At 45.4% G+C, this 19,483-nt stretch carries 15 protein-coding genes; 13 read left to right on the top strand and 2 right to left on the bottom strand.

The window, feature by feature from the left end:
* Positions 1-2 precede the first annotated feature (2 nt).
* The gene (locus AC04Q6_RS14105) at positions 3-497 is read left to right on the top strand and encodes a dihydrofolate reductase (RefSeq protein ID WP_021975886.1); all 495 of its coding nucleotides are present in this window, start codon (positions 3-5) and stop codon (positions 495-497) included.
* Positions 498-606: 109 nt separating this feature from the next.
* On the opposite strand, the gene AC04Q6_RS14110 is transcribed toward AC04Q6_RS14105, so the two are convergent.
* Positions 607-1,632: a branched-chain amino acid aminotransferase gene (locus tag AC04Q6_RS14110; protein WP_021975887.1), complete on the bottom strand. Its 1,026-nt coding sequence runs from the start codon at positions 1,630-1,632 to the stop codon at positions 607-609.
* A 150-nt stretch (positions 1,633-1,782) separates the two neighbouring features.
* Between AC04Q6_RS14110 and AC04Q6_RS14115 the strand changes: the two genes are divergently transcribed.
* The 6 genes from AC04Q6_RS14115 to AC04Q6_RS14140 all read left to right on the top strand — a co-directional run bounded on the left by AC04Q6_RS14115 (position 1,783) and on the right by AC04Q6_RS14140 (position 12,818).
* Positions 1,783-3,018: a 5-bromo-4-chloroindolyl phosphate hydrolysis family protein gene (locus AC04Q6_RS14115; RefSeq protein ID WP_118071678.1), complete on the top strand. Its 1,236-nt coding sequence runs from the start codon at positions 1,783-1,785 to the stop codon at positions 3,016-3,018.
* Positions 3,019-3,088: 70 nt separating this feature from the next.
* The gene (locus tag AC04Q6_RS14120; protein ID WP_118063197.1) at positions 3,089-4,237 is read left to right on the top strand and encodes a toxic anion resistance protein; all 1,149 of its coding nucleotides are present in this window, start codon (positions 3,089-3,091) and stop codon (positions 4,235-4,237) included.
* Positions 4,238-4,321: 84 nt separating this feature from the next.
* Positions 4,322-5,386, top strand: coding sequence for a flavodoxin-dependent (E)-4-hydroxy-3-methylbut-2-enyl-diphosphate synthase (ispG, locus tag AC04Q6_RS14125; protein WP_021975890.1), 1,065 nt, complete (start codon positions 4,322-4,324; stop codon positions 5,384-5,386).
* On the top strand, positions 5,386-9,879 hold the full coding sequence (locus tag AC04Q6_RS14130; protein WP_021975891.1) for a PolC-type DNA polymerase III: 4,494 nt from the start codon (positions 5,386-5,388) through the stop codon (positions 9,877-9,879). The genes ispG and AC04Q6_RS14130 overlap by 1 nt, the downstream gene beginning before the upstream one ends.
* A 98-nt stretch (positions 9,880-9,977) precedes the next feature.
* Positions 9,978-11,936 carry a fructose-bisphosphatase class III gene (locus tag AC04Q6_RS14135; RefSeq protein WP_021975892.1) on the top strand — a complete coding sequence of 653 codons (1,959 nt, stop codon included), beginning with the start codon at positions 9,978-9,980 and terminating at the stop codon, positions 11,934-11,936.
* 60 nt (positions 11,937-11,996) lie between these two features.
* The gene (locus AC04Q6_RS14140) at positions 11,997-12,818 is read left to right on the top strand and encodes a hypothetical protein (RefSeq protein ID WP_118063201.1); all 822 of its coding nucleotides are present in this window, start codon (positions 11,997-11,999) and stop codon (positions 12,816-12,818) included.
* An 81-nt stretch (positions 12,819-12,899) separates the two neighbouring features.
* On the opposite strand, the gene AC04Q6_RS14145 is transcribed toward AC04Q6_RS14140, so the two are convergent.
* A complete protein-coding gene (locus tag AC04Q6_RS14145) occupies positions 12,900-13,115 on the bottom strand; it encodes a helix-turn-helix domain-containing protein (RefSeq protein ID WP_015524345.1) in 216 nt (71 codons plus the stop codon).
* Between the two features lie 196 nt (positions 13,116-13,311).
* Here AC04Q6_RS14145 and AC04Q6_RS14150 point away from each other — a divergent pair, with 196 nt between their 5' ends.
* From AC04Q6_RS14150 to groES, 6 genes are all read left to right on the top strand, one after another.
* Entirely contained in the window at positions 13,312-14,841 is a 1,530-nt protein-coding gene (locus AC04Q6_RS14150) for a YifB family Mg chelatase-like AAA ATPase (RefSeq protein WP_118071679.1), read from the top strand.
* 26 nt (positions 14,842-14,867) lie between these two features.
* Positions 14,868-15,755 (top strand): DNA-processing protein DprA, encoded by an 888-nt coding sequence (dprA, locus tag AC04Q6_RS14155; protein ID WP_021975895.1) that lies wholly within the window; start codon positions 14,868-14,870, stop codon positions 15,753-15,755.
* 71 nt (positions 15,756-15,826) lie between these two features.
* Positions 15,827-17,644 carry a type I DNA topoisomerase gene (gene topA / locus AC04Q6_RS14160; RefSeq protein ID WP_476389744.1) on the top strand — a complete coding sequence of 606 codons (1,818 nt, stop codon included), beginning with the start codon at positions 15,827-15,829 and terminating at the stop codon, positions 17,642-17,644.
* 61 nt (positions 17,645-17,705) lie between these two features.
* Entirely contained in the window at positions 17,706-17,900 is a 195-nt protein-coding gene (locus AC04Q6_RS14165; RefSeq protein ID WP_476389745.1) for a topoisomerase DNA-binding C4 zinc finger domain-containing protein, read from the top strand.
* A 147-nt stretch (positions 17,901-18,047) separates the two neighbouring features.
* Positions 18,048-18,833 (top strand): GTP-sensing pleiotropic transcriptional regulator CodY, encoded by a 786-nt coding sequence (gene codY / locus AC04Q6_RS14170; protein WP_021975897.1) that lies wholly within the window; start codon positions 18,048-18,050, stop codon positions 18,831-18,833.
* A gap of 340 nt (positions 18,834-19,173) precedes the next feature.
* A complete protein-coding gene (groES, locus tag AC04Q6_RS14175) occupies positions 19,174-19,458 on the top strand; it encodes a co-chaperone GroES (RefSeq protein ID WP_021651813.1) in 285 nt (94 codons plus the stop codon).
* Positions 19,459-19,483 lie beyond the last annotated feature (25 nt).

The following is a 19,483-nucleotide window of genomic DNA, read 5'->3' on the forward strand; positions in this document are numbered from 1 at the left end:
GGATGAATATTATTGTTGCAGCAGATAAAAACTGGGGAATTGGAAGAAACAATGAACTTCTGGTAAGCATTCCTGCAGATATGAAAATGTTCCGCGAGGAAACTACAGGAAAAGTGGTTGTTATGGGAAGAAAGACTTTGGAGTCTTTTCCTAACGGACTTCCTCTTAAAAACAGAACCAATATCGTAATTACCGGAAATAAGGATTATCAGGTAAAAGGTGCGGTGGTTGTTCACAGCATCGAAGAAGCGCTGAAAGAAGTGGAAAAATATCCGGCACAGGATGTGTACTGCATCGGCGGAGACAGTATTTACAGACAGATGCTTCCCTACTGTGATGTGGCTCATGTGACCAAGATTGATTTTGCGTATGAAGCAGATGCATATTTCCCGGATCTGGATGAGGATCCGGACTGGGAAGTTACTGCGGAGAGTGAAGAACAGACGTATTTTGATCTGGAATATACTTTTGTAAAATACGAAAGAAAAGATAAATAATGTGAGCACAAAGCATAAGGCAGAATAGAAAACAGGCCGCCGGTAAAAATCCGGCAGCCTGTTTTTGCTCTTAAAATGCTATGTATAAATCCAAAAATCTGGTAATGGATTACTCGATTACGTGGATCCATCCTTTCGGAGCTTCGATGCGTCCCATCTGGATACCTGTCAGTGTGTCGTACAGCTTCTGGATAACCGGACCCATTTTCTCCATTCCGCTTGGGAAGCAGATTTCTTTGCCGTGGTCGTTGATCTTTCCAACTGGAGAGATAACAGCAGCAGTACCGCAAAGACCACACTCTGCGAAATCTTTCACTTCGTCGAAGTAGATCTCACGCTCCTCAGCTTCCAGTCCAAGGTACTCTTTTGCAACGTAGATCAGGGAACGACGTGTGATGGATGGAAGGATGCTGTCAGACTTCGGTGTTACAACCTTGCCGTCTTTTGTAACGAAGATGAAGTTTGCACCGCCTGTCTCTTCAACTTTTGTACGGGTCTTAGGATCAAGGTACATATTCTCATCAAATCCCTGTTTGTGAGCATCTACGATAGCGTGAAGGCTCATTGCGTAGTTCAGGCCGGCTTTGATGTTACCAGTTCCGCAAGGTGCGGCACGGTCAAAGTCACTGACACGGATCGTGATCGGTTTAGCGCCGCCTTTGAAGTACGGTCCAACCGGTGTTGTGAGGATGCGGAACTGATATTCGTCAGCCGGTTTAACACCGATTACAGCGTTGGAACCGAACATGTACGGACGAAGATAGAGAGTTGCGCCTGAACCATATGGCGGAACCCATGCGTCATTCGCCTTGACAACCTGCTCAACAGCGTCGATGAATCTCTCTTTCGGGAATACCGGCATCTCAAGTCTTGCAGCAGAAGCAGCGATACGCTCTGCGTTCAGGTCAGGACGGAAAGTAACGATATGTCCGTCTTCTGTTGTGTAAGCTTTCAGTCCTTCGAATACACTCTGTGAATACTGAAGTACACCAGCGCACTCATTCAGTACGATGTTAGGGTCTGTGCTTAAAGTACCCTCATCCCATTTTCCATCTTTAAAATTAGACACGTATCTGTAGTCGGTTGGCATGTATCCAAATCCGATGCTGGACCAGTCAATGTTCTTTTTTTCCATAACGATTCCTCCGTTTACGAATTTTTACTTTTTACCATTGTAAAACTTTTACGTGCTGACTTCAATAGTTTTTTGCGCCTTTTCTGCATTTGCTTGTAATTTTAACGGGAGTTCGCTATAATAAAAGCTATCTATGGACTGGAGGAAAAAATGGACAATCACGAATTTGAAGACCTTGGAAAAAAGATTCAGGATATTGTAGATAATGCTGTAAATTCAAACAGCTACCATGAGCTGAGCCATACCATCAACCAGATAGTAAATAAGGCGATTGATTCCGGCAGTGAGGCACTGAAAAATGCTATGAATTCCGTATTTGAACCGGGAAGTGATCCCCAGTTTCGAAAGAGGAGCTATACTTATCAGAGCCCCTATTACGGAAAAAGCAAAAAAGCGAAACAGCAGGCCGCAAAGAAACAGACAGAGCTTCTTTATGGAAAAACCACCGGTGAAAACCTGAAAGGTATGATGATGGCAGTTTCCGGCGGAATCCTTTTAAGTGGCATGGGTCTTGGGGCTATGGTGCTTCTGATCTGGATGGGCCTTGGACACAGCGGTGCACTTGCGGCGGGGGTCCTTGGTGTGATGTGTGCCGGCGCTGCAGGGGGTGGTGCGCTTCTGGGAACAGGAACCAGCCGCCTTGGAAGACTGGGCCGTTTTCAGAAATATATCCGTGCGCTGGGAGACCACACTTACTGTAATTTCCAGAAACTTGCCCAGGCAGCAGGAAAGAACGAGAAATTTGTAAAAAAAGATATCAGCAGGATGATCGAGAAAGGCTGGTTCCTGGAAGGTCATGTAGATGCCGAAGAAACCTGTCTGATCACAAGCAATGAGACTTATCAGCAGTATCTGGAAACACAGAAACAGCTGGAGCTCCGTAAACAGGAAGCGGATCCGAAGGTTCAGCTTGAGGAGAATATGAGCCCGGAGGCACAGGAAGTTCTGAGAAAGGGAAATGAATTTCTGATAAAGATCCGAAAGAGTAATGATGCCATTCCCGGGGAGGAAATTTCCGCAAAGATTTCCAGAATGGAACTGATCGTTCAAAAGATTTTTGAGCGTGCGGGAGAACATCCGGAGGTGATCCCCGATCTTAAGAAACTGATGGATTACTATCTTCCCATGACTGTGAAACTTCTGGATGCTTATGAAGATATGGATGGACAGCCTGTACAGGGTGAGAATATTACAGCTTCCAAGAAAGAAATTGAAGAAACGATTGATACACTGAATATTGCTTTTGAGAAACTTCTGGACTCCATATTCCGGGATACCGCATGGGATGTATCTACCGATATTTCTGTGTTACATACGGTTCTGGCACAGGAAGGTCTGACAGAAGATGATTTCGAAAAAATGAAACAGAACGCGGAAGTGAAATAAGTACAGTGAGCAGATGAGAAACCAAATCGCAGATGTCTGCCGGAAGGTACAGTGAATTAAGGAGAAGATTATGGGAGAAGAATTTAAGGACTTTGAGGTGGAAGCACCGGTACTGACTCTGGAACCGGATCTTACGGAAGAAAAAGAAGAAATTGCGGCAAAAGAACCGGAGAAGCCACAGGAACCTGCAGTGGAGGAACCGGTGTTATCTCCACAGGAACAGAAAATCGTAGAAGATTTTGCGGCAAAGATCGATATTGAAAATACAAATCAGATCCTGCAGTATGGAGCCGGTACTCAGAAGAAGATGGCGGATTTTTCTGATACTGCCCTGGCAAATGTCCGTACCCAGGATCTTGGCGAAGTGGGAGATCTTCTTTCAAGTGTGGTAGGCGAACTGAAAGATTTCGATGCCACAGAGGAGAAGGGACTTTTTGGTTTCTTCAAAAAACAGACGGCGAAGGTGGAAACCCTGAAAAACCGTTACACAAAAGCCGAGGGAAATGTGGCGAAGATCACAGAAGCTCTGGAACAGCACCAGATGCGTCTGATGAAGGATTCTGCAGTACTGGATAAGATGTATGAGCAGAACCTGGCATATTTTAAAGAACTTTCCATGTATATCCTTGCGGGCAAAAAGAAACTTAAGGAAGTCCGGGAAGGAAAGCTTATGGAGCTTCATCAGAAGGCAGCGGCAAGCGGACTTCCAGAAGACGCCCAGGCAGCCAATGATCTGGAAAACAAGTGTGATCGTTTTGAGAAGAAGCTTCATGATCTGGAGCTGACAAGAACCATTTCCATGCAGACAGCACCACAGATCCGTATGATCCAGAACAATGACACCACCATGATCGAGAAGATCCAGACCACCATTGTAAATACCATTCCCCTCTGGAAAAGCCAGATGGTGCTGGCTCTCGGAATCGCACATTCCACGGAAGCCGCACAGGCACAGCGACAGGTTACAGATCTTACCAATGAACTTCTGAAGAAAAATGCGGAGACTCTTCACCTGGCATCTGTGGAAACAGCAAAGGAGTCCGAGCGTGGCATCGTAGATATTGAAACTCTGAAAAAGACCAATCAGGAGCTGATCCAGACACTGGATGATGTGATGAAGATCCAGCAGGAGGGCCGTGAGAAACGTCAGGCAGCAGAAGCAGATATGAGACGTATGGAAAATGAGCTGAAAACAAAACTGCTGGAGATCCGGCGTTAAGCGTAAGAGCGAAAAGATAGTTCAGAGAGGAAAGGCAGGGCGTTTGAAGACACCTGCCTTTCAGGATTCATAAAGGAGATTTTTATGTACAGAGATCATACAAAAGTAATAAAAATTGGAAACCGTGTTATCGGAGGAGGAAATCCGATCCTTATCCAGTCCATGACCAATACAAAAACTGAAGATGTGGAAGCAACCGTTGCGCAGATCCTTTCCCTGGAAAAAGCAGGCTGTGATATTATCCGCTGTGCAGTTCCGACCATGGAAGCTGCGAAAGCTTTGTCCCGGATCAAAAAACAGATCCATATTCCGCTGGTTGCGGACATTCATTTTGATTACCGTCTTGCCATTGCAGCTATGGAAAACGGTGCAGACAAGATCCGTATCAACCCGGGAAATATCGGTTCAAAAGAGCGGATCCAGGCAGTTGTAGATACTGCAAAAGAACGGAATATCCCTATCCGCGTAGGCGTGAACAGTGGTTCTCTCGAAAAAGAACTGGTGGAAAAATATCACGGTGTCACAGCAGAGGGCCTTGTGGAGAGCGCCCTTGATAAAGTACGCATCATTGAAGAGATGGGTTACGATAATCTGGTGATCAGTATCAAATCTTCCGATGTCCTTATGTGTGCAAAAGCCCATGAGCTGATCGCAAAACAGACACAGTATCCGCTTCACGTGGGAATTACAGAAGCAGGAACCCTGTACTCCGGAAATATCAAATCAGCCATTGGCCTTGGAATCATTCTGTATCAGGGAATCGGTGATACCATCCGTGTTTCCCTGACCGGTGCGCCGCTGGAGGAAGTGAAATCAGCCAAAAGGATCCTGAAAACACTGGGACTCCGTAAAGGCGGGGTGGAAGTTGTTTCCTGTCCGACCTGCGGAAGAACCAAGATCGATCTGATCGGCCTTGCAAATCAGGTAGAAACCATGGTTCAGGATATTCCTCTTGATATCAAGGTTGCGGTTATGGGATGTGTAGTAAACGGTCCTGGAGAGGCAAAAGAGGCAGATCTCGGAATTGCGGGAGGCGATGGTGTCGGCCTTCTGATCAAACATGGAGAGGTTGTAAAGAAAGTACCGGAGACGGAACTTCTGGATACACTTCGCCAGGAACTTCTTACCTGGAATGAACAGGAGTCATAATGGAGAAAGATTTTTTTGACGTATTTCCTCATCTGAAAGTAAAAAAAGAGCTGGAAGAACTTCTGGACATGGTATTTGTGACAAAAGTTTCCATGAATCCGGGAAGAACGCATCTGAGGGTATATATCGAAAGCAGCCGCTGGATCCACAAGAAAAATATCTTTGCCCTGGAAGATGAGATTGAACGGCAGTGTTTTCCGGGAATTCCCATGACTGTTACCGTTGTGGAAAAATTTCATCTTTCCGAGCAGTACACACCGGAGAATTTCCTGGAAAGCTACCGTTCCAGTATGGAGTTGGAGCTGCGCAGCTACAATATGCTGGAGTACAATCTGTTCCGAAGAGCGAAGATCACATTTACCGGAAAAGATGCTATGCGTATGGAACTTCCGGATACGGTGATCTCCAGGCAGAAGAGCGAAATCCTCATCGAATACTTTCATAAAGTTTTCTGTGAACGATGTGGGATGGATCTGAAAGTAGACCTGGATTTTGTGGAGGCGAAAGAGAGTAAATACCGGAAAAATGCCGCACTTCAGATCAAACAGGAAGTGGAGAATGTCCTGAAACATGCCAAACTTGGCGGAGATCAGGAGAGTGAACCGAAGCAGGAGGAAGCAGCCAAAGAAGAGACGAAGAAAACTTCCGGAGAGAAAAAGGGAGAAAAAGCACCGGAGAAGAAATCCTTTGACCGGAAACAACAGAAAGGCCAGAAAGGCGATTTCCGCAGCGGGTTCGGATTCCGCAGAGACAGCAATCCGGATGTGGTTTACGGCAGGGATTTTGACGGAGAACCGATCCCGCTGGAGAGTATCACCGGAGAGATGGGAGAAGTTATCATCCGATGCCAGGTTATGGATGTGGAGGCCCGTGAGATCCGAAATGAGAAAACGATCCTGATCTTTCCTGTGACTGATTTTACGGACAGTATTGTTGTGAAGATGTTCCTTCGTAACGAACAGGTTCCGGAAGTGACGGAAAGTGTAAAAAAAGGTGCCTTCCTGAAACTGAAAGGAGTTACAACCATTGATCGTTTTGACAGTGAGCTGACCATCGGAAATATTACAGGCATTAAGAAAATTGCCAATTTTACCAGTGCGAGAATGGATACCAGTCCTCAGAAAAGGGTAGAGCTTCACTGCCACACCAAGATGAGTGATATGGACGGTGTCACTGATGCCAAGGCGCTGGTAAAACGTGCCTATGAGTGGGGACATAAGGCCATCGCGATTACCGATCATGGTGTGGTGCAGTCTTTCCCTGAGGCGAACCACTGCTTTGATGCCTGGGGAGGCTGCGTTCCCAAGGAGTCTGATTTCAAGGTGCTCTATGGAATGGAAGCATATCTGGTGGATGACCTGAAAGGCATGGTCACCAATTCCAGAGGACAGCGGCTGGATGGTGACTTTGTTGTTTTTGATATTGAGACAACGGGATTCTCAGCACTGACCTGTAAGATCATTGAGATTGGCGCGGTAAAAGTGGAGAAAGGCCAGATCACGGATCGTTTTTCCACGTTTGTAAATCCGGAAGTGCCCATTCCGTTCCGCATTGAACAGCTGACAAGTATCAATGATTCCATGGTTCTGGATGCGCCCACCATAGAGGATGTGTTGCCGAAATTCTTGGAATTCTGTGAGGGCTGCGTGATGGTGGCCCATAATGCGGACTTTGATATGAGCTTTATCATCGAAAACTGCAAACGCCAGGGAATCCCGGATGATTTTACCTATGTGGATACGGTGGGTATGGCCAGATTCCTTCTTCCTGCCCTGAACCGTTTTAAGCTGGATACGGTAGCCAAAGCAGTAGGTGTTTCTCTGGATCATCATCACAGGGCTGTGGATGATGCAGCGTGTACCGCGGAGATCTTTGTGCGGTTTGTAAAGATGCTGGAAGAAAGAGATATTTTTGATGTGGATGAGATGAACAGCCAGGGAGCGGTTTCGCCGGATACGATCCGAAAACTGCCCACGTATCACGCCATTGTTTTTGCGAGGAATGAAACAGGAAGGATCAATCTGTACAAACTGGTAAGCCAGTCCCATTTAAAGTACTATCACAGACGCCCCAGAGTCCCAAAAAGCGTACTGGAAAAATACAGGGATGGTCTTCTGGTGGGAAGTGCCTGCGAGGCAGGAGAACTTTATCAGGCACTTCTTCGTAATGCACCGGATCAGGAGATTGCCAGACTGGTGAACTTCTATGACTACCTGGAGATTCAGCCTCTTGGGAACAATGCGTTTATGCTTGCAGATGAGAAGCACGATATGATCAATTCCGAGGAAGACTTAAAAGAGATAAACCGGAAGATCGTAAAACTTGGAGAACAGTTCAAAAAGCCGGTAGTTGCCACCTGTGACGTGCATTTTATGGACCCGCAGGATGAGGTTTACCGTCGGATCATCATGGCAGGAAACGGATTTTCCGACGCGGATAACCAGGCACCGCTTTACCTTCGTACAACGGAGGAAATGCTGGAGGAATTTTCCTATCTGGGAAGTGAAAAAGCAGAAGAAGTGGTCATTACCAATACCAACAAGATCGCAGATATGATCGAGAAGATCTCGCCGATCCATCCGGACAAATTTCCGCCGGTCATTGAGAACTCAGAGCAGGATCTTAAGAATATCTGTTTTACAAAAGCCCACGAAATGTACGGAGATCCGCTTCCGAAGATCGTGGAGGATCGTCTGGACCGGGAGCTGAACTCCATTATTTCCAATGGTTATGCGGTAATGTATATCATTGCACAGAAACTGGTATGGAAATCCAATGAGGACGGTTATCTGGTTGGCTCCCGAGGTTCCGTAGGTTCTTCCCTGGCAGCGACCATGTCCGGTATCACGGAGGTAAATCCTCTGCCGCCGCATTATCTCTGCCCGAATCCGGACTGTAAATACAGTGATTTTGATTCCCCGGAGGTAAAAAAATACGCAGGTATGGCAGGGTGTGACATGCCGGATAAGATCTGTCCGAAGTGTGGTACCAAGATGAACAAAGAGGGGTTTGACATCCCGTTTGAGACATTCCTCGGATTTAAAGGTGACAAGGAGCCGGATATCGACCTGAACTTTTCCGGAGAATATCAGGCCAATGCCCACCGGTACACGGAGGTTATCTTCGGAAAGGGCCAGACATTTAAGGCAGGAACCATTGGTACTCTTGCGGAAAAAACTGCATTTGGTTATGTGAAAAATTATTATGAAGAGCGGGGACAGCACAAGCGTTACTGTGAGATCAACCGTATTGTACAGGGCTGTACCGGTGTCCGCCGTACGACCGGACAGCATCCGGGAGGTATCATTGTACTGCCCATGGGTGAGGAAATTGAGAAATTTACGCCTGTGCAGCATCCGGCCAATGATGTAAACAGCGATATCATCACTACACATTTTGATTACCATTCCATTGATGGAAACCTTCTAAAGCTTGATATACTGGGACACGATGATCCGACCATGATCCGTATGCTGGAGGATCTTACCGGCATCAGTGCGAGAACGGTTCCGCTGGATCAGAAGGATGTCATGTCCCTGTTTGCGGGAACCCAGGCACTTGGGATCAGTCCGGAGGATATCGGCGGCTGTAAACTGGGATGTCTTGGAATCCCGGAGTTTGGTACGGATTTTGCCATGCAGATGTTAATTGATACCAAGCCGAAATATTTTTCCGACCTGGTACGTATTGCGGGACTTTCTCATGGTACGGACGTATGGCTTGGAAATGCCCAGGTACTGATTCAGAACGGAACGGCGACCATTTCCACCGCGATCTGTACGCGAGATGATATTATGATCTACCTTATTGGAAAAGGGGTGGAAAGCGGCCTGGCATTTACCATCATGGAGAGTGTCCGTAAAGGAAAAGGTCTCCGTGACGAATGGATCCAGACCATGAAAGACCATGATGTTCCGGACTGGTATATCTGGTCCTGCAAGCTGATCAAGTACATGTTCCCGAAGGCCCATGCGGCTGCTTACGTTATGATGGCTTATCGTATCGCCTGGTATAAAGTGTTTCATCCGCTGGCTTATTATGCGGCATTTTTCAGTATCCGTGCCACATCTTTTTCCTATGAACTGATGTGTATGGGAAAAGAACGCCTGGAATATTATATGGCGGAGATCCGCAAAAAAGGCGATGAGGCATCAAAGAAGGAGCAGGATACACTGAAGGATATGAGGATCGTACAGGAGATGTACGCCAGAGGCTTTGATTTTGTGCCCATTGATCTTTATAAGGCAAAGGCCCATCGGTTCCAGATCATCGGAGATAAACTGATGCCTGCGCTGGATACCATAGAAGGGCTTGGAGATAAGGCGGCAGAGGCTGTGGTAGATGCAGCCGCGAAGGGAAAATTCCTTTCCAAGGATGATTTCCGCGACCGCACCAAAGTCAGCAAGACCGTTATCGATCTGATGGATGACCTGGATCTGTTCGGAGATATCCCACAGTCCAATCAGATGTCACTGTTTGATTTTACGGGTTGATATATGATGCCGGAAGGGCTTACAATAAATAAAAATGCTGCCATTTCTCTTAATGGAAGATATGGCAGCGAGAACTCCCAGGAGGATATCAAGATAATATGAAAAAAGAAGAATTAAGATACCTGCAGCGACTTGCAGAGCTGTATCCTACCATAGCAAAGGCCTCAACAGAGATCATCAATCTGCAGTCTATATTAAACCTTCCGAAAGGTACCGAGCATTTCATGTCGGACATCCATGGAGAGTATGATGCGTTTTCCCATGTTCTTCGAAATGGTTCCGGTGCTGTGCGGAAAAAGATCGATGACGTGTTCGGACATACCTTAAGTAACAGTGATAAACGTTCTCTTGCCACACTGATCTATTATCCGAAAGAAAAGATGGAAGTCGTAAAGAAGCATGAAGAAGACATGGAGAACTGGTACAAGATCACGCTTTATCGCCTGATCGAAGTGTGCAAGACAACGGCGTCCAAATATACCCGTTCCAAAGTCCGTAAAGCTCTCCCGGCAGACTATGCCTATGTGATCGAGGAGCTGATCACGGAGAAGGCGGAAGTCCTGGACAAAGAGGCATATTACGATGCTATTGTCAACACCATCATTGAGATCGGCAGGGCAGAGAATTTTATCATTGCCCTGGCAGAACTGATCCAGCGTCTGGTCGTGGATCATCTTCATGTGCTGGGAGATATTTATGATCGAGGTCCGGGCCCGCATTTTATCATGGATCGTCTGATGAAATACCACTCTCTTGATATCCAGTGGGGAAATCATGATGTGGTCTGGATGGGAGCTGCCACAGGCCAGAAAGCCTGCATTGCAACGGTGATCCGAAACAGTATCCGCTACCGAAATATGGATATCCTGGAGGATGGATATGGAATCAATCTCATGCCGCTGGCAACCTTTGCAATGGAAGCTTATAAAGATGATCCCTGCACTGTTTTTGAGATGAAGGGAGATGCCAATAACTACAGTATTCTGGAAGAAGAGCTTGGACGGAAGATGCATAAGGCCATCGCCATCATCCAGTTTAAACTGGAAGGCCAGCTGATCCGCCGGCACAAAGAGTTCCATATGGAAAGCCGTTGCCTGCTTCATAAGATCGATCCGAAAAAGGGAACGATCACACTTCCGGACGGAAAAGAATATCCGCTGACGGATACATATTTTCCTACCATTGACTGGAAAAAACCATATGAACTTACCACAGAAGAAAAAGATGTGATGGATCGTCTGGATTCCGCTTTCCGTAACTGTGAGAAACTGCAGAATCATGTCCGGCTTCTCCTGGACAAAGGAGGCCTTTACAAAACCTATAACGGAAATCTTCTGTTCCATGGAAGCATTCCGCTCAATGAAGATGGAAGTCTGAAAGAAGTCCAGATCTATGGAAAAACCTACAGGGGAAAAGAACTCTACGATGTGCTGGAGACTTATGTTCGCCGGGCATTTTTCTCAGTAAATGAGGATGAAAAGCGTAAAGGCAGGGACATCATGTGGTATATCTGGGCCGCCCCAAATTCTCCTTTATTTGGGAAAGACAAGATGACCACTTTTGAGCGTTATTTTATTAAAGATAAGGAAACGCATAAAGAAACAAAAAATGCTTACTATCATCTTCTGGAAAACGAGGAAGTTGTAGACAATCTGCTCCGTGAATTTGGGCTGGATCCGGAAAAAGGCCATATCATCAACGGCCATGTGCCGGTTCACCAGAGCGAAGGAGAGAGCCCTGTAAAATGCAATGGAAAAGTTCTTGTCATTGACGGCGGTTTTTCCAGACCATATCAGAAAGTTACGGGAATTGCCGGTTATACACTGGTCTATAACTCCTATGGACTGATCCTGTCTGCTCATGAGCCTTTTACTTCCGCAGAAGAGGCAGTAGCCAAGGAACAGGATATTGTTTCCAACCGGGTGGCAGTTCATTACAATAACAAACGTACACTGGTAGGAGATACGGATACAGGAGCTGCTCTGAAGGAGAGGATCAGTGAGCTGATCCAGCTTCTGGAAGCTTACAGAAAAGGTATTATCAAAGAAAAGAAATAAACAGAAACGGGAAATACGCAGAGGATTTCTGATATGTTATAGTAAACAGAGGTGATGCAGATGAGAAAAAACAAAAGAAGAAAAAAGCGGCTGAAAACAGCTCTGATCCTGCTGATCATTCTGTTTATCCTGGCAGGATTCGGGGGTATGCTGTTTGTCTCCCACAAGAATAAAATTGAAAAAGAACAGCGAAAAGAAGCAGCACTGGCAGCATTGGACAGTATTCCGGAAATAACAGCGACACCGGCAGCAACAGCCACGCCGGTCCCCACAGCTACGCCGACACCGTCGCTGACACCGGTACCAACCATTCTTCCGGCTTTTGAACCGGAGAATTATCAGGGAACCTGGTATAGTGAAGATGGACTGACAACGATCGATATTTATGATATCAGCCTGAAATCTGTTTCTTTTACGTATAAAAGGATCAATGGAAAAAATCATTCGCTGAGTGTGGAAGCGGATGTAACTGCTGAAGTGGCCGGAAATGCCACACAGTTTTATCTGAAAGATTCCGATGGAAACAAAGCAAAGGGAGAATTTGTTTTTGATAAGAGTGGAGAATTTTATGTAAAAGTTAAAACTTATAAAAGGGCAGATGGTTCACTGACTTATCCGAAGACAGAATCGATCATGACAAGGGAGGCGCCGGCAGAAGATGCCGGATCGACAGAACAGGAAAATGCCGGAACGGAAGCGGCTTCTGATACATCAGATGCAGAGACATCTTCCGGATCATCCACAGAAGTAAACAGTACTGATGCTGAAAATGCTTCTGATGCGAATGCATATTACAGTGAAAGTGAAGATACTTCGTCCCAGGATGACACAGGTATATATGGAATCCCTTATGGCGAAGAAGAAACATATTATACTGAATAAATAAAGAATCCCCGGATCTGTAACAGTAAGGGAATCCTGATAAAGGAATTTCCCGAACTGTTTCAAGTTCCGGGGATTTCTTTATTTGATCATTTTTTTTCGGTCCGTACGGCCGACGAGATAGTCGATACTGGTGTCGTAATAATTTGCCAGCCGGATAAGCATTTCGATAGGAATATTACGGGATCCCGTTTCATAATGGGAATAAGAACGCTGACTGATGTGAAGGATTTCACTTAATTCTCTCTGAGAGAGATCTGCGTCTGTACGTAAATCCTGAATACGCTGAAATTTCATTGTGCTCACCTCTTCTTTCTATAGGAAGTATAAAACAGAACGAATTGCACTCTTGCAAAAGAGAGCAAAATGGACTATACTAAATTTATTATCTTCTTTTATTCAGAAAATGTCTATCTGAAATTTTCCCATTAATAATTGAAAAGACGAGAGATCTGAAGATCGGGTTCGGATTTTTCTCGCAGAAAGGACGAATTTGTTCGCAAGTGTATTATCAGCGGCGATTTTTGGCATGGAAGTGCGGGAAATCCAGGTTGAGGCAGATGTCAGTGATGGTTTGCCTTCTTTTACCATGGTTGGTTTTCCGTCTGCACAGGTAAGGGAGGCACAGGAGAGAGTTCGGACTGCATTTAAAAACAACCGGCTCAGCCTGCCTCCAAAGCGGGTAACAGTAAATTTTGCCCCGGCAGATATGAAGAAAGAAGGGGCCGGGTTTGATCTTCCGGTAGCTGCGGCAGTGCTTGCGGCTGCCGGGATCCTGAAACCGGAATTACTGAGCAGAGTTCTGGTTGTAGGAGAGATCAGCCTGAATGGAGAAATCCATGGTGTTTCCGGAATCCTGCCTCGTGTGATCCGTGCAAGAGAACTGGGGTTACGATTTTGCATTATTCCGGAAGAAAATATCCGGGAAGGAAAACTGGTACGGGATATGCAGGTGTTTGGGGTAAAAACGCTGGGAGATATGATCCGCTGTCTGAAAGAGCCTGAAGCATATCTATACACAGAAGAGAAAGAGATGGATATACAAGACGATCCAACGGAAAACAGGATTGATTTTGCGGATCTATGCGGACAGGAAGGAGCAAGGCGGGCAGCAGAGATCGCTGTAAGCGGTTTTCATAATATTTTGCTGATCGGTCCTCCAGGTTCCGGAAAAACCATGCTGGCAAGACGCCTGCCGACGATCATGCCCAGACTGACTTTTGAAGAGAGCCTGGAGATCACGAAAGTGTACAGTGTGGCAGGACTTCTTACAGAAAGTGACCCTCTGATCAGGGAGAGGCCTTTTCGCAGCCCTCATCATACCAGTTCCCCACAGGCACTGGCAGGAGGCGGAAGGGTTCCGGGACCGGGAGAAATTACCCTCGCACACAGAGGCGTTCTCTTTCTGGATGAGATGCCGGAATTTTCAAGAAAGAGCCTGGAGATCCTGCGTCAGCCCCTGGAAGATAAGGAAATCCATCTGTCCAGAGCGGCAGGAACCTATACGTTTCCTGCGAGTTTTATGCTGGCAGCAGCAATGAATCCCTGCCCCTGCGGATTTTATCCGGATATGAACCGATGCCGCTGTACTCCGGGAGAGATCACGCATTATCTGGGGAAAATCAGCCAGCCACTTCTGGAACGCATAGATATCTGCACAGAAGTTCCGTCGGTGAGTTTTTCGAAGATGAAGAAACGGACACCAGGAGAGCCTTCCGCAAAAATACGGGAAAGAGTAAAAACTGTCCAGGAGATTCAGAGAAAACGTTACCAAAAAGAGAAATTTTGTTTTAACGGAGAGCTTGACGGAAGAAATCTGGAAAAATACTGTGTTATGACAGCAGAAGCGGACAGACTGCTGGAACAGGCATATGAACAGTTTCAGTTCAGTACAAGAGCTTATCATAAGATCTTAAAAGTAGCCAGGACTATTGCGGATATGGAAGAAGCAGAAAAGATCCTGCCGGAGCATATCGGGGAGGCTCTTGCCTATCGGGCTTATGATAAAAAATACTGGTCATAAAACAGCAGAAAGGAAGGTACTTTATAATGGAAGAAATACAGAAAACAGAGATCCATTATGTGGAAAAAAACAGCAGCATTTATCCGGCAAGGCTTCGGGAACTTTCCGGTATGCCAAAACAGTTATATTATATTGGAAGATTTCCGGAAGATAATAAACCGACAGCAGCGATCGTTGGGGCCAGATTATGCAGTGCCTATGGAAGGATACAGGCATTTCGGTACGGGAAATTTTTGAGCGAGCACGGGGTACAGGTGATCAGCGGTATGGCAGCAGGAATCGATGCGGAGGGCCATAAAGGTGCACTGGAAGGAGGAACGCCTACATTTGCGGTACTTGGAAATGGTGTGGATATCTGCTATCCTTCATCCAGCCGTGGGATTTATCGGAGGATTCCGCAGAAGAACGGAGGGATCATCAGTGAGTATGAACCTGGGACCAGAGGCAGGGCTTATCATTTTCCGGCAAGGAACCGGATCATTAGCGGACTTGCAGACCTGGTGCTTGTAGTGGAAGCAAAAGAAAAGAGCGGATCACTGATCACTGCGTCCTGTGCTCTGGAACAGGGGAAAATGGTCTATGCCATTCCGGGAGCAGTAAATGATGCGTTGAGCCGTGGATGTCATAAGCTGATTTATGATGGAGCGGGAATCGCCTACTCTCCGGAAATACTTCTGGATGAGTGGGGACTGTCTGTGAAAAAAATGACAAATTTGTCGGGGAAAACCAAGATAGGACTTGCAACGGATTTGGATTTGGTGTATAGTTGTCTCGATTTACGACCAAAAAATCTGGATCAGATTATCAGAAAAACCGGTTTTTCACCGGGAAAAACAGCCGGTATCCTGGGACAGCTCATGCTGATGGGACTGGTGAAGGAAACCGGAAGACAGAATTATATCAGACTTGAATAACCGCCTTTTTGCCGGCAGCAGTGAGATTTTTTACACCGGACAGAAGGCAGAATAAGATTAGGAGAGGTAAAATGGCCAAAAATCTGGTGATAGTAGAGTCACCTGCTAAAATGAAAACAGTAAAAAAGTTTCTGGGGGCAAATTATACAGTAGAGGCATCCAATGGCCACGTAAGGGATTTTCCAAAGAGCCAGTTTGGTATTGATGTAGACAATGATTTTGAACCCAAGTATATTACGATAAGAGGAAAGGGAGAGCTTCTTGCAAAACTCCGTAAAGAAGCAAAAAAAGCAGATAAGATCTATCTCGCAACGGACCCTGACCGTGAAGGAGAGGCAATCTCCTGGCATCTGATGCAGGCACTGAAAACAGATACTTCAAAGATGCACAGAATTACATTTAATGAAGTAACAAAAACAGCAGTCAAGGCGTCCATCAAACAGGCCAGAGAGCTGGATATGAATCTTGTGGATGCACAGCAGGCCAGACGTATGCTGGACCGTATGGTAGGTTATACCATCAGCCCACTTCTCTGGGCCAAAGTAAAAAGAGGATTAAGTGCAGGCCGTGTGCAGTCTGTAGCACTGCGTATCATCTGTGACCGAGAAGATGAGATCAACGCATTCATTCCGGAAGAGTACTGGAGCCTGGAAGGTGAATTTCAGGTAAAAGGTGAAAAGAAGCCGTTAACGGCCAAGTTCTATGGAACTGATAAAAAACTTCCAATCAAAAACCGCCAGGAAATGGATGAAATCCTGAAAAATCTGGAAAACTGTAAATATGAAATCACAGAAGTAAAAAAAGGCGAGAGGATCAAAAATGCTCCGCTCCCGTTTACAACCAGTACACTGCAGCAGGAAGCGGCCAAGACTCTGAATTTTTCCACACAGAAAACCATGCGTCTGGCACAGCAGTTATATGAGGGTGTTGATGTCAAGGGAAGCGGCACAGTAGGTCTGATCTCTTATCTGCGTACAGATTCCACCCGAATTTCCGAGGAAGCAGATGCAGCAGCAAGAACCTACATTTCTGAACAGTACGGACAGAATTATGTTTCTCAGACAGAAAAGACAGTCAAAAACGGACAGAAGATCCAGGATGCCCATGAGGCAATCCGCCCTACAGACATTACAAGGACACCGGTTCTTGTGAAAGAATCTCTCACCAGAGATCAGTTTCGTCTGTATCAGCTGATCTGGAGACGCTTTGCGGCCAGCAGAATGGCACCGGCACGTTATGAGACTACATCTGTCAAGATCGGAGCCGGCGAGTATGTATTTACGGTTGCGGCATCCAAGGTTGCGTTTGATGGTTTTATGTCTGTGTATACAGAAGAGGGCGATGACAAAAAAGGCAATATTTTAAGTCAGAGCCTGGAAAAAGGCATGGAGCTGAAACTGAAAGAACTGAAACCGGAACAGCATTTTACACAGCCACCGGCACATTATACAGAGGCATCACTTGTAAAAACCATGGAAGAACTGGGAATTGGACGCCCGAGTACCTATGCGCCGACGATCACAACGATCATCAGCCGACGCTACGTATCAAAGGAACAGAAAAATCTTTACGTTACAGAGCTTGGTGAAGTTGTTAATAATATTATGAAACAGGCATTCCCGAGTATTGTGGATGTAAACTTTACAGCTACCATGGAGGGACTTCTGGACTGCGTGGAGGCAGGCACTGTGCAGTGGAAGACTGTTGTACGTAATTTCTATCCGGATCTGAAACATGATGTGGATGAGGCGGAGAAAGAACTGGAGAAAGTTGATATCCAGGATGAGGTTACAGATGTAGTCTGCGACAACTGTGGCCGTAACATGGTAATTAAGTATGGTCCACACGGAAGATTTCTTGCATTGCCCGGGATTCCCGGACTGCCGTAATACGAAACCATATTATGAAAAGATTGGTGTTGCATGTCCGAAATGTGGCGGTGAAATTGTCATGAAAAAAACGAAAAAGGGCAGAAAATATTACGGATGTGAGAATAATCCGGAATGTGATTTTATGTCCTGGCAGAAACCATCCGCAAAGAAATGTCCGAAATGTGGCAATTATATGCTCGAAAAGGGAAATAAGCTGGTTTGCAGCCAGGAAACCTGCGGATATGTGGAACAGAAACCAAAAGATGAAGATTGATGGAATAAATGCTTTTCTACCAATTTTCAGAAAATCCCGTTAAAAATAAAAAAAATATAAAAATGTCTTGTAAATTTCCAGAATAACGTGTAATATTAGACTAGAAAAACGATTTCTTTCAAGGTACGAAAGTGAAAGGAGGAAAAAATGAGCGTTCAGTTGCTAGATAAAACTAGAAAAATCAATAAGCTTCTGCATAACAGCAGCTCAAGCAAGGTAGTGTTTAACGACATTTGCCAGGTGCTCATGGAAACCTTAAGTTCCAACATCCTGGTACTCAGTAAGAAAGGTAAGGTTCTGGGAGTCAGTATCTGTCCGGGCGTAGATGAGATCACAGAGCTGATCGATGATAAGATCGGCGGACATATTGATCCGTTATTGAACGAGAGATTTCTTGGCGTTCTTTCTACCAAGGAGAATGTCAATCTCCAGACACTTGGCTTTGAGCATGTACCAGGGAATTATCAGGGAATCGTAAACCCTATCGATATTGCAGGTGAGAGACTGGGAACATTATTTATGTATCGTAACGATCATCCGTATGATATTGAAGATATTATTGTCAGTGAGTACGGTACAACTGTTGTAGGTCTGGAAATGATGCGTGCGGTTCATGATGAGAATGCGGAGGAAGACAGAAAGCAGCAGATCGTGAAATCTGCGTTCAGTACCCTGTCCTTCTCAGAGCTTGAGGCGATCATCCATATCTTTGATGAACTGGATGGAGACGAAGGCATCCTTGTTGCCAGCAAGATTGCTGACCGCGTAGGTATCACCAGATCTGTGATCGTAAATGCACTGCGTAAATTTGAGAGTGCAGGTGTGATCGAGTCCCGTTCTTCCGGTATGAAGGGAACTTACATTAAGGTTCTTAATGAAGTAATCTTCGACGAGCTTGAGGAGATCAAGGCACAGAGAAACAAAAAGGCATAATGCGATCTGCATTATCTGCCGACTGATAATATAAGATAAAGAACGTGACGAAAGAGACTACCCGTTATTGTGGGCAGTCTCTTTTTTACTGAAATTCTTTTGCAGGATCGCATAAAAGGAAAGTGTATCTTTTTAGAAAAAATCAAAATAAATAATGAAATTAAGAAAATAAGAGAAAACAAGAGTATAAAAGAGATATAAAGAGAATAAACTAGAAATAGTATATCTTAAAAGAGTTGCGAAAAAACGTGAAATTCACTAATATAGCCATAGTGATTAGCACTCGTAGAAAGTGAGTGCTAGCAAACGAAAATGGAACTGATAAGGAGGAACATAGATCATGAAGTTAGTACCTTTAGGCGACAGAGTAGTATTAAAACAGGTTGAGGCAGAAGAGACAACAGCATCCGGAATCGTACTTCCGGGACAGGCACAGGAGAAACCACAGCAGGCAGAAGTTATCGCAGTTGGTCCTGGCGGAGTTGTAAATGGCAAAGAAGTAAAGATGGAAGTAGAAGTCGGAAACACTGTTATTTACTCCAAATATGCAGGAACAGAAGTTAAGATGGATGGTACGGATTACATCATTGTAAAACAGGAAGATATCCTGGCAGTTATTAAATAATATAAACATCTTATCGTATATCAAT

This window comes from Blautia sp. HA9023, assembly GCF_056504095.1.

Coding starts and splice junctions, on each gene's coding strand:
- AC04Q6_RS14105 (WP_021975886.1), top strand. CDS start 3: ATGAATATTATTGTTGCAGCAGATAAAAACTGGGGAATTGGAAGAAAC.
- AC04Q6_RS14110 (WP_021975887.1), bottom strand. CDS start 1,632: ATGGAAAAAAAGAACATTGACTGGTCCAGCATCGGATTTGGATACATG.
- AC04Q6_RS14115 (WP_118071678.1), top strand. CDS start 1,783: ATGGACAATCACGAATTTGAAGACCTTGGAAAAAAGATTCAGGATATT.
- AC04Q6_RS14120 (WP_118063197.1), top strand. CDS start 3,089: ATGGGAGAAGAATTTAAGGACTTTGAGGTGGAAGCACCGGTACTGACT.
- ispG (WP_021975890.1), top strand. CDS start 4,322: ATGTACAGAGATCATACAAAAGTAATAAAAATTGGAAACCGTGTTATC.
- AC04Q6_RS14130 (WP_021975891.1), top strand. CDS start 5,386: ATGGAGAAAGATTTTTTTGACGTATTTCCTCATCTGAAAGTAAAAAAA.
- AC04Q6_RS14135 (WP_021975892.1), top strand. CDS start 9,978: ATGAAAAAAGAAGAATTAAGATACCTGCAGCGACTTGCAGAGCTGTAT.
- AC04Q6_RS14140 (WP_118063201.1), top strand. CDS start 11,997: ATGAGAAAAAACAAAAGAAGAAAAAAGCGGCTGAAAACAGCTCTGATC.
- AC04Q6_RS14145 (WP_015524345.1), bottom strand. CDS start 13,115: ATGAAATTTCAGCGTATTCAGGATTTACGTACAGACGCAGATCTCTCT.
- dprA (WP_021975895.1), top strand. CDS start 14,868: ATGGAAGAAATACAGAAAACAGAGATCCATTATGTGGAAAAAAACAGC.
- topA (WP_476389744.1), top strand. CDS start 15,827: ATGGCCAAAAATCTGGTGATAGTAGAGTCACCTGCTAAAATGAAAACA.
- AC04Q6_RS14165 (WP_476389745.1), top strand. CDS start 17,706: ATGAAAAAAACGAAAAAGGGCAGAAAATATTACGGATGTGAGAATAAT.
- codY (WP_021975897.1), top strand. CDS start 18,048: ATGAGCGTTCAGTTGCTAGATAAAACTAGAAAAATCAATAAGCTTCTG.
- groES (WP_021651813.1), top strand. CDS start 19,174: ATGAAGTTAGTACCTTTAGGCGACAGAGTAGTATTAAAACAGGTTGAG.